General features: G+C 71.0%; 8 protein-coding genes and 1 pseudogene. 3 read left to right on the top strand and 6 right to left on the bottom strand.

Annotated elements, in window-relative coordinates:
- Together H7I41_RS00370 and H7I41_RS00375 are read right to left on the bottom strand one after the other, a co-directional pair.
- The coding region (locus H7I41_RS00370) for a class I SAM-dependent RNA methyltransferase (RefSeq protein WP_264010565.1) at positions 1 to 1026 on the bottom strand (1026 nt) is incomplete at its 3' end.
- A complete protein-coding gene (locus tag H7I41_RS00375; RefSeq protein ID WP_276008115.1) occupies positions 1023 to 3026 on the bottom strand; it encodes an APC family permease in 2004 nt (667 codons plus the stop codon). The genes H7I41_RS00370 and H7I41_RS00375, both read right to left, overlap by 4 nt.
- A gap of 94 nt (positions 3027 to 3120) precedes the next feature.
- On the opposite strand from H7I41_RS00375, the gene H7I41_RS00380 reads away from it, so the two are divergent.
- Both H7I41_RS00380 and H7I41_RS00385 read left to right on the top strand, forming a co-directional pair.
- Positions 3121 to 3795 carry a potassium channel family protein gene (locus tag H7I41_RS00380; protein ID WP_264010567.1) on the top strand — a complete coding sequence of 225 codons (675 nt, stop codon included), beginning with the start codon at positions 3121 to 3123 and terminating at the stop codon, positions 3793 to 3795.
- Positions 3792 to 4457, top strand: a complete 666-nt coding sequence (locus H7I41_RS00385) for a potassium channel family protein (protein WP_264010568.1) — start codon at positions 3792 to 3794, stop codon at positions 4455 to 4457. Before H7I41_RS00380 ends, H7I41_RS00385 begins: the two co-directional genes overlap by 4 nt.
- Before the next feature lie 7 nt (positions 4458 to 4464).
- On the opposite strand, the gene H7I41_RS00390 is transcribed toward H7I41_RS00385, so the two are convergent.
- The 3 genes from H7I41_RS00390 to H7I41_RS00400 are packed head-to-tail and all read right to left on the bottom strand — an operon-like array spanning position 4465 to position 7018.
- Positions 4465 to 5907 (bottom strand): MFS transporter, encoded by a 1443-nt coding sequence (locus H7I41_RS00390; protein WP_264010569.1) that lies wholly within the window; start codon positions 5905 to 5907, stop codon positions 4465 to 4467.
- An 18-nt stretch (positions 5908 to 5925) separates the two neighbouring features.
- A complete protein-coding gene (locus tag H7I41_RS00395; RefSeq protein WP_264010570.1) occupies positions 5926 to 6630 on the bottom strand; it encodes a DUF3159 domain-containing protein in 705 nt (234 codons plus the stop codon).
- 16 nt (positions 6631 to 6646) lie between these two features.
- Positions 6647 to 7018: an OB-fold nucleic acid binding domain-containing protein gene (locus tag H7I41_RS00400; protein ID WP_264010571.1), complete on the bottom strand. Its 372-nt coding sequence runs from the start codon at positions 7016 to 7018 to the stop codon at positions 6647 to 6649.
- Positions 7019 to 7185: 167 nt separating this feature from the next.
- Between H7I41_RS00400 and H7I41_RS00405 the strand changes: the two genes are divergently transcribed.
- Positions 7186 to 7884 (top strand): alpha/beta hydrolase, encoded by a 699-nt coding sequence (locus H7I41_RS00405; protein WP_264010572.1) that lies wholly within the window; start codon positions 7186 to 7188, stop codon positions 7882 to 7884.
- Between the two features lie 57 nt (positions 7885 to 7941).
- On the opposite strand, the pseudogene H7I41_RS00410 reads toward H7I41_RS00405, so the two are convergent.
- A pseudogene (locus H7I41_RS00410) lies at positions 7942 to 8072 on the bottom strand (DUF3710 domain-containing protein); the annotation flags it as partial.

Genomic DNA, 8072 nt, shown 5'->3' on the forward strand with positions numbered 1-8072 from the left:
GCGCGGCGGGTCGAGCACCGCCACGTCGGCCGGGCGCCGTTCGGCCGCCAGCGCCCGCCGCACCGAATCGGTGACCACCGACACCTGGCCTAGGTCGGCCAGCGCCGCACGCCCCGACCGGGACGCACCGCGCGAGGTGTCCACGCTGAGCACCCGGCCGCTCTCTCCCACCGCGGCGGCCAGCACGGCGGCGAACACGCCCGCGCCGCCGTAGAGATCCCACGCCGTCATGCCCGGCTGCAGTGCGGCCCATTCGCCGATCAGCGCGCTGTAGTGCCGCGCGGCGTCCCGGTGGGACTGCCAGAACGCGGTGACCGGCACCCGCCACTCCCGGTCGCCGACGCGTTGCACCGCCTCGTAACCGCCCTCCACCACCTCGGTGGCCGACCGGCCGCCGGTGCGCGGTCCGGACTGCACGACGTGGCGGGTGCCGTCGTCGTCGACCGCGACGTGCACATGCGCCCCCGGCGGCCAGGCGCGGTCACCGAGGCCGTAGAGCATGCCGGGCGGCAGCTGCGCACAGTTCAGGTCTTCGACCACGACCGAGCTGTGATAGCGATGAAAGCCCACCCGGCCCTCCGGCGAGGTGTCCAGCCGTACCCGGGTGCGCCACCCGGTGGCGGCCGGCGTGCCGACCGGCTCGGCGACCGGTTCGGTTCCCGCGCCGTCCTCGCCCCAGGTGTATCCGCCCAACCGGGCCAGCTGGTTGGCGACCACGGCGCCCTTCAGCCGGCGGGCCGCGTCCGGTTCGGCGAAGGCGAGGTCGCAGCACCCGGCGCCGTCGACCCCGGCGATCGGGCATAGCGATGCGATCCGGTCGGCTGACGGCTCGATCACCTCGACGACGTCTGCGTGCCAATAGGATTCGCGACTGCTGACCACCCGGACCCGGACCGTCTCGCCCGGCAGGGCGTAGCGCACGAACACCACGCGGCCGTCATGGCGCGCGACGCAGCTGCCGCCGTTGGCGGCGGGCCCGGCGGTGAGGACGAGTTCGCCGGGGTCCACCGGCGCGGCGGCGCTCACTCCAGGAAGCCCCTCCGGGCGTCACCGGGGGCCGACTGCGGCGCCAGCGTCTTCAGCCGCTCCGAGGAGCTCAGCTGCCATGGCACCGACGTCACCATCACGTTCGGCTCGAACAGCAGCCTGCCCTTCAGCCGCAGGGCGCTCTGGTTGTGCAGCACCTGCTCCCACCAGTGCCCCACGACGTACTCGGGGATGAAGACGGTGACCACCGTGCGGGGCGACTCCTTGGTGACCCGTTTGACGTAGTCGAGCACCGGACGGGTGATCTCCCGGTAGGGCGAGGCGATCACCTTGAGGGGGACGTTGATGTCGCTGTCCTCCCACTTGTGCACCAGCGCACGGGTTTCGCCGTCGTCCACGCTGACGGTGATGGCCTCCAGCTGGTCGGGACGGGTGGCCCGCGCGTAGGCCAGCGCCCGCAGCGTCGGCAGGTGCATCTTCGACACCAGCACGATCGCGTGGTTGCGGCTGGGCAGCACGATGTCGCCCTCCTCGGCCTCCTGCTCCTCGAGCTCGCGCGCCACCGTGTCGTAGTGCTTGCGGATCAACTTCATCAGCACGAACAGGATCACCATCGCCAGGATCGCGATCCACGCACCGACCAGGAACTTCGTCACCACCACGATGACCAGCACGGTGCCCGTCGCGGTCAGGCCGATGCCGTTGATCACCCGGCTGCGCATCATCTTGCGCCGCACCAGCGGATCGGTCTCGGTGCGCAGCAGCCGGGTCCAGTGCCGCACCATCCCGATCTGGCTGAGCGTGAACGACACGAACACCCCGACGATGTACAGCTGGATCAGCGCGGTCACCTGGGCCTGGAACGCGACCACGAACGCTATCGCGGCCAACGCCAGGAACAGGATGCCGTTGGAGAACGCCAGCCGGTCGCCGCGGGTGTGCAGCTGGCGTGGCAGGAAACGGTCCTGGGCCAGGATCGACCCGAGCACGGGGAAGCCGTTGAACGCGGTGTTGGCGGCGAGCACCAGGATGAGCGCGGTGACCAGAGCGATCAGGAACAGCCCGATCGGGAAGTCGTGGAACACCGCGTCGGCGAGCTGGGCGATCAGCGTCTTCTGCTGATAGTCCGCCGGGGCGCCGCCGAGCTGTTCGAGCGGCCGCTCGGCCATCTGCACGCCGGTCTCCTTGGCCAGCATGATGATGCCCATGAAGAGCGTGACGGAGACGACGCCCAGCAGCAGCAGCGTCGTGGCAGCGTTGCGGGACTTGGGTTTCCGGAACGCCGGGACACCGTTGCTGATCGCCTCCACACCCGTCAGCGCCGCCGACCCCGAGGAGAAGGCGCGCGCAACCAGGAACACCAGCGCGAAACCAAGGATGTCGCCGTGTTCGGAGTGCATCTCGAAGTCCGCCGACTCTGCGCGCAGCGGTTCGCCGAACAGGTGGATCTGCACGAACCCCCAGACCAGCATGATGGCCATGCCGACCATGAAGGCGTAGGTGGGGATCGCGAAGGCGGTGCCGGATTCCCTGATGCCGCGCAGGTTGAGCGAGGCGAGGATGAGGATCGCCGCGACCGCGAACCACACCTTGTGCTGACCGATGAACGGCACGGCCGACCCGATGTTGCTCATCGCCGACGACATCGACACCGCGACGGTCAGCACGTAGTCGACGAGCAGGGCGCTGGCGACGGTCAGGCCGGCGGTCGGGCCGAGATTCGTGGTCACCACCTCGTAGTCGCCACCGCCCGACGGGTAGGCGTGCACGTTCTGCCGGTAGCTCGCGATCACGATCAGCATCACGCCGGCGACGGCCAGGCCGATCCACGGCGCCATCGAGTAGGCGGTCAGGCCGGCGACCGACAGCACCAGGAAGATCTCCTCCGGCGCGTACGCCGTGGACGACAGCGCATCGGAGGCGAAGACCGGCAGCGCGATCCGCTTCGGCAGCAGCGTGTGCGACAGCCGGTCACTGCGGAACGGGCGGCCCAGCACGAGCCGACGCGCCGCGGTCGAAAGCTTGGACACGAGGTCCAAGGGTAAGCGCAGTCTCGATTGGCGGTAGCGTTCGACGTGCGCGGAGTCGAAGTCCGTTTTCTCCGCCGACGTGCTGGGTGAAAGGGACCGTCAGGTGCGTGTAGTGGTGATGGGGTGCGGCCGGGTCGGCGCGTCGTTGTCGGACAGCCTGTCGCGGATCGGCCATGACGTCGCCGTCATCGACCGCGACAGCACCGCCTTCCATCGGCTGAGCCCGGAGTTCCCCGGCGAGCGGGTGCTGGGCATGGGCTTCGACCGCGAGGTGCTGCTGCGCGCGGGCATCGAGGACGCGGGCGCGTTCGCCGCGGTGTCCTCGGGCGACAACTCGAACATCATCTCGGCGCGGGTGGCCCGCGAGACGTTCGGCGTCGAGCGGGTCGTCGCGCGGATCTACGACGCCAAGCGCGCCGCGGTGTACGAGCGACTGGGCATCCCGACGGTGGCGACCGTGCCGTGGACCACCGACCGGTTGCTCAACGTGCTGACCCGGGAGACCGAGACCACCAAGTGGCGTGACCCGTCGGGCAACGTCGGAGTCGCCGAACTCCCGTTGCACGAGGACTGGGTCGGCCGCCGGGTGACCGACCTGGAAGCCGCCACCGCGGGGCGGGTGGCGTTCCTGATCCGGTTCGGCAGCGGCCTGCTGCCCGACCCGAAGACCGTCATCCAGGCCGGCGACCAGGTATACATCGCCGCGGTGGCCGGGCACATCGCCGAGGCGCTGGCCATCTCGGCGCTGCCGCCGAGCGAGGACAGCGAGGCACGATGAAGGTCGCGATTGCCGGCGCCGGCGCCGTCGGCCGCTCGATCGCCCGCGAGCTGCTCGAGAGCAATCACGAGGTGACGCTGCTCGAACGCAATCCCGACCACGTCGACGTCGACGCCATCCCCGCCGCGCACTGGCGGCTCGGCGACGCCTGCGAGCTCAGCGAGCTCGAATCGGTGCGCCTCGAGGAGTTCGACGTGGTGATCGCGGCGACGGGCGACGACAAGGTCAACGTCGTGGTCAGCCTGCTGGCCAAGACGGAGTTCGCCGTGCAGCGGGTGGTCGCCCGGGTCAACGATCCGCGCAATGAGTGGCTGTTCGACGAGAACTGGGGGGTCGACGTGGCGGTGTCCACGCCCCGCATGCTGGCCTCGCTGGTCGAGGAGGCCGTGGCGGTCGGTGACCTGGTGCGGCTGATGGAGTTCCGCAAAGGCCAGGCCAACCTGGTGGAGATCACGCTGCCCGACGACACCCCGTGGGGCGGCAAACCGGTCAAGCGCCTCGAACTGCCGCGCAACGCCACGCTGGTGACGATTCTCCGCGGGGCACGGGTGATCGTGCCGGAGCCCGACGAGCCGCTCGAGGGCGGTGACGAGCTGCTGTTCGTCGCGGTCGCCGAGGTCGAGGACGAGCTGCGCGACGTGCTGCTCAACCGCCCGAAGTGAGCGCCGCTCAGCGGTAGGCGGGCGGCGGCGTCACGCGGTCGTGGCAGTTCGCCGCGGCCTGCGGGGTGATCCGGTCGAGGTCGACGCGATCGTTGCGGATGCCCACGGCCGACACCGCGCCCGCCACCACGAAGAGCCCGGCGATCACCAGCGCGCCCTGCCGGAATCCGTCGAAATCCATTGTGCCGCCGATGATCACGCCGGTGAATGCGATGGCGATCAAACCGGAGACCCGCGACACCGCGTTGTTCACCGCCGAGCCGACACCACTCTGGGCGGGATCGACCGCGGCGAGCACGGCCGACGTCAGCGGCGACACGGTGATCGACAGTCCGAGGCCGAAGGCCACCAGCCCGGGGAGCATCTGGGTCCAGAAGTCGAACGGCTGGTGGGCGGTGGCCATCAGCACGGCCCCCGCGGCGGCCACCATCGGGCCGATCGCCATGTACAGCCGCGGGCCGTGCCGTCCTGCGAGCGCGCCGAACCGGCGGGCCAGCAGGAACGACAGCAGCGGCATCGGCAGCGTGGCCAGCCCCGCCGCGGTGGCCGACAGCCCGGCCGCCTCCTGCAGGAACAGCGCGACGATGAGCGTGGTGAGCGACACGGCCGCGTAGAGGAAGACCGTCGCGAGGTTGCCGACGGCGAAATTCCGCGCGGCGAAGATCCCCAGCGGCATCATCGGATGCGGCGTGCGGCGCTCCCACCACGGGAAGGCCAGCAGACAGACCACGCCGACCGCCAGGCTCCCCCACACCGCCGGATGGGACATTCCGAGGCGCTGCTGCTCGATCAGGGCGAAGACCGTGCCGGTCAACCCGACCGCGGTCAGCGCCGCGCCCACCACGTCGACGGACGCCGACCGGTCGGCGGTGGACACCTCGGCGGGCAGCCGGGCGGTCAGGTAGAGCGTGATGGCCAGCGGGATCACATTGACCCCGAAGATCCACCGCCAGCTCAGCGCGTCGACCAGCACGCCGCCCAGCAGCGGGCCGACGACGAAGGCGGTGCCGGTCCACGCCGTCCAGGTGCCGATGGCGCGGGCCTGGGCGGCGCCGCTGAACCGGGCGTTGATCATGGCCAGCGAACTGGGCACCAGGAAGGCCGCGCCGACGCCCTGCAGGCAACGGGCCGCCACCAGCAGCCAGCCGCTCGCCGCCAGCGCGCACAACAGCGACGCGGCCGCGAAGACGACCAGGCCCCACCGCAGCACCGCGAGCCGGCCGAACTGGTCGGACACGGCGCCCGCGACCAGGATGAGCGCACCGAGCGCCAGCAGGTAGCCGTCGACCACCCACTGCTCGAGCGCGAGCCCGCCCGCCGAGCCCGGTGCGAGGTCTGCGCGGATCGCAGGCAGGGCGAGGTTGACCACCGAGCCGTCGAGGAACGCCACGAACGACGCCAGCACCGCTACCGCGATCAGCGACCGGTCGGACCCCGTCGTGGTGGCCATGGCGTGCCCGCCGGCCGGTCAGTCGGTCCGGGCGTCTGCGGTGTCGGCGTCGTCGACGGACCCGCGGGGGTCCGGGGCGTCGCGCACGCCGTGCTCGGCGTGCAGGGCGCGCTGAGCCGCCCGGATGGCGAGGTAGGTGACGAGTGCGGCGACGGCCGTCAGTGGCCAGCCCATGGCGATGCGGGCGAAGCCCAGCCAGCCGGTCTCGTCGGACTCGTACAGGTGTTCCTGCACGACAAAGCGCGAGGCGAACACCAGCACCCAGAACAGGGTGGCGACGTCGAACGCCCGCACCGCCTTGCGAACGTCACGCCAGCCGCGGTCGTGGCCGTTGACCCAGCCCCAGATGTAGCCGACCACGGGCCGGCGGATGATCACCGAGAGGCCGAACACCGACGCCCAGAACAGCGACATCCAGATGCCAAGCAGGAAATAGCCCTTGGATTCGCCCATCAGGTAGGCGATCAATGCGCAGAACGCGACGCCGAAGAAACCGGAGATCGCGGGTTGGGTGGTCTCGCGCCGCACCAGGCGCCAGATCAGGATCACGGTGGCCACGCCGAGCGCCGCGCAGATCGCGGGCACCAGGCCGGCGGCCGAGGACACCGGCACGAACACCACGACGGGCAGCGACGAGTAGATCAGGCCGCTGATGCCGCCCATCTGCGCGAGCAGCGCCTGCGCACTCGTGGGCTTGCCCGGCGCGTCTCCGGGCGGGGTCAACTCCGGATCTCCCTGCTCACTTCTGGATTTCGTAGTGCGGGTTGTACAGCGCCTTGACGCCGTTCTCCAGCTTGCCGATGCGGCCGTGCACCCGCAGAGTGCGGCCGGACTCGATGCCGGGGATGCGGCGCTGGCCGAGCCAGACCAGCATCACCGAGTCGGTGCCGTCGAACAGTTCCGCGCGGACGCCGCCCGCACAGTTCTTCGAGTTGGCCTCGACGCTGCGCAGCGTGCCCACCATCGTCACTTCCTGACCGCGCTGACAGTCGATCACCTTCTGCGCACCGGTGCCGACAGCCTCATCGGAGAGTTCCTCGACGTCGAGTTGCTCGGGGTCCTCCGTCAGCCGTCGGGTGAGCCGGCGCAAATACCCTTCGGCGGTGGCCATGGTCTCTCCTGACTAATGCAGATCCACTCTGGGTCTACCCAATCCAACGCCACGGTAGACCCCTGCGTTCCCTTTTGCCACGTGGGGTGCACAGCGCCACGCCGACGTTGCGACACGCGATGTGAGCCGGTGCGCGACGTGCTTGACGCACCCGGCACGATCGTGGAATGGCGGTCGATCTGCGCGGGGTGACGACGGTGCTGCTGGCGGGCACCGGATCCGACGACGACTACGTCTACCGGGCGTTCTCCGCAGCTCTGCACGGCGTCGGCGCGGTCGTGGTGACGCCGCCACCTCGACCGGATCGGCTCGTCGACGGCTACCGCGAGGCACTGGACGACGCGGCGTGCGAGGGCCCGATCGCGGTCGGCGGGGTGTCCATCGGTTCGGCGGTCGCCGCCGCGTGGGCGCTGGAGAACCCGGGCCTCGCGCTGGCCGTCCTGGCCGCGCTTCCGCCGTGGACCGGCTCCCCCGAGACGGCGCCCGCCGCGGCAACGGCCCGTCACTCCGCGCATGTGCTGCGCCGCGACGGACTGGCCGCGGCCACCGCGCAGATGCGCGCGTCGAGCCCGGCCTGGCTGGCCGACGAGCTGACCCGGTCGTGGGTGGGTCAGTGGCCGGATCTGCCCGAGGCGATGGACGAGGCGGCCCGCTACGTCGCGCCGACGTGTCCGCAACTCGAGCGGCTTGCGGCGCCGATGGGGGTGGCCGCGGCCACCGACGACCCGGTGCATCCGGTCGAGGTCGGCTTCGAGTGGGTGTCGGCGGCGCCGCGGGCGGCGTTGCGGACGGTCACCCTCGACGAGATGGGCGCCGACCCGGCGGTGCTGGGCGCGGCCTGCCTGGCCGCGCTGCAGGAAGCGTGATCTGGGCGCGCTGACGTTCGCCGGGCGATCGTCTGCGCGCCGAAATCGCGAGAGAACCTAGCCGCCGGTGATGGTGCGCAGCTGCTGCATCGCCGAACCCTGGGCGCTGCGCCGTGCGACCGGCTCGGGCGGCGGCTGCTGCTCCTCGGCCTCGGCGGCCGGCGGCTGCTGTCCGCCCGCCTGGGCGG

It is taken from the genome of [Mycobacterium] manitobense (assembly GCF_025821665.1).
GTDB classification, from domain to species: domain Bacteria; phylum Actinomycetota; class Actinomycetes; order Mycobacteriales; family Mycobacteriaceae; genus Mycobacterium; species Mycobacterium arseniciresistens.

Bases quoted from the DNA above. Each gene is read 5' to 3' on its own strand.
- H7I41_RS00405 (WP_264010572.1), top strand. From the start codon at position 7,186: ATGGCGGTCGATCTGCGCGGGGTGACGACGGTGCTGCTGGCGGGCACC.
- H7I41_RS00390 (WP_264010569.1), bottom strand. From the start codon at position 5,907: ATGGCCACCACGACGGGGTCCGACCGGTCGCTGATCGCGGTAGCGGTG.
- H7I41_RS00400 (WP_264010571.1), bottom strand. From the start codon at position 7,018: ATGGCCACCGCCGAAGGGTATTTGCGCCGGCTCACCCGACGGCTGACG.
- H7I41_RS00385 (WP_264010568.1), top strand. From the start codon at position 3,792: ATGAAGGTCGCGATTGCCGGCGCCGGCGCCGTCGGCCGCTCGATCGCC.